We start from the raw sequence: 1711 nt of genomic DNA on the forward strand, positions 1-1711 counted from the left end.
CGGATTGGGGTCTCCGGTGCCGATTGTCGTGCGACGGGGGCAACGGGGTTGGCCGGTGAGACCACCGCCGCGCTGGGAGGCGGCGCGGCTGCGCGAGCTCCAGCAGCGCTTTGCCCACGCCTGCAATTGGTTGGCTCCGATCGTACGCGAACACCGCTGCTGGAACCGCGTGGCCCTGCACCACCTCGCATACCACGCCCTGCGCCAAGCCATGCCCGAGCTCGGCTCGCAAATGGCGTGCAACGCCATCTACTCGGTCTGCCGGGCTGCGCGGCTGGTCTTTCAGCATCCTCACAGCCCATTTCATATACAGCGTTGGCCGCACCCGACCCTGCCGCTGCTGCGGTTTGCGGACGACTGCCCGGTGTGCTTCGACCGCCACACGCTCAGCTGGCGGGGTCAAACCTTGTCGCTGTACACCCTGGAGGGGCGATTGCATTTTGCCCTTCACCTAGGGGCGGTAGAGCAAGCCGCGCTCAACCACATGCGCCTGGCCGAAGTGGCGCTGTACCGCGAAGGCCAGGACCGCTTTCATCTGCAGTTTGGGCTGACCACGGCACCGACAGGCACACCCATGGCGTCCGGCGACGCCAGCGCTCCCACAGCAGCCCCCCCCCACAGCGCCACCGCCCCAGCTGCTGCACCCTGGCTGGCCTATCTCAGGATCGAACACACCGTATGAGCCCTCCCCCTGTCAACCGCACCGAGCTGCAATCCACCCTATCCGCGTTGTGGCCGCTGGTGCGGCGCGCCTGGACGTTCGCCGCCATCGCGGGGCTGCTGGTGCTCGCGCCGACGTTTTACATGTTCGAGGTCTATGGGCGCGTCGTCAACAGCCGCAGCGTCTCCACCCTGCTGATGCTGACCATCGCGGTGGTCCTGGCCTATGCGGTCATGGAGCTGCTCGAATGGTCGCGCAGCGAGCTCATGCGCAGTGCGGGCGCTTGGTTTGATGAACAGCTCGCCACACGGATCGTCGAAGCCATCCACCAAGCCAATCTGCGCCGCTTCGGCCTGGGCAATGTCCAGCCCATGATCGATCTGCGCACCGTGCGTGATTTTTTTCACCACCCCGTCCTGGGTGCGGCCATGGAAGCCCCCCTGGCGCTGGTTTTTCTGTGGATTTTGTTTGCCATCTCGCCCATACTCGGATGGGCTGGCCTGATTGGCGCGCTGCTGCAAGTTGGCCTGGCCTGGGCCAATGAACGCGCCACGGCGCCGCCGCTGTCGCAGGCCAACCGCACGGCGCTGGCGGCGCAGGGCAGCGCCGATGGCTCGCTGCGCAATGCCGAGGTGGTGGAAGCCATGGGCATGCTGCGCTCCCTGCAGCGGCGCTGGCATGCCTTGCAGCAATCCTTTTTGGACCAGCAGGCCCTCGCTTCGCAGCATGCAGGGGCTTTTGCCGCCGTGACCAAGTTGATCCAAACGGTCTGGGGATCGCTCATGCTGGGCCTGGGTGCCTGGCTGGTTCTGGAAAACGCGCTGCCCGGCGGTCCCGCCATGATGATCGTCGGGTCGGTCTTGGCCGGACGGCTGTTGGCGCCCTTGGTGCAACTGGTCACCCAGTGGCGCAGCGTCGTGCAGGTGCGCGACGCTTGGCGGCGTCTGCACGAGCTGTTGCGACAGATACCGGCCGTCCAAACCGGCATGGCGCTGCCAGCCCCCAAAGGCCACCTGGTGGTCGAACCACTCGTGGTGGCGGCACCGGGGC

The 1711-nt window shown here is 66.5% G+C and carries 2 protein-coding genes; both read left to right on the forward strand.

Annotated elements, in window-relative coordinates; translation table 11 throughout:
* Positions 1 to 682, forward strand: a 682-nt coding sequence (locus tag ACK4TH_RS11665) for a hypothetical protein (protein ID WP_409626665.1), incomplete at its 5' end; no start/stop codon positions are given.
* Positions 679 to 1711, forward strand: a 1033-nt coding sequence (locus ACK4TH_RS11670) for an ABC transporter transmembrane domain-containing protein (protein WP_409626667.1), incomplete at its 3' end; no start/stop codon positions are given. The genes ACK4TH_RS11665 and ACK4TH_RS11670, both read left to right, overlap by 4 nt.

The organism is Tepidimonas sp., from assembly GCF_046292505.1.
In the GTDB taxonomy this organism is placed as follows: Bacteria; Pseudomonadota; Gammaproteobacteria; order Burkholderiales; family Burkholderiaceae_C; genus Tepidimonas.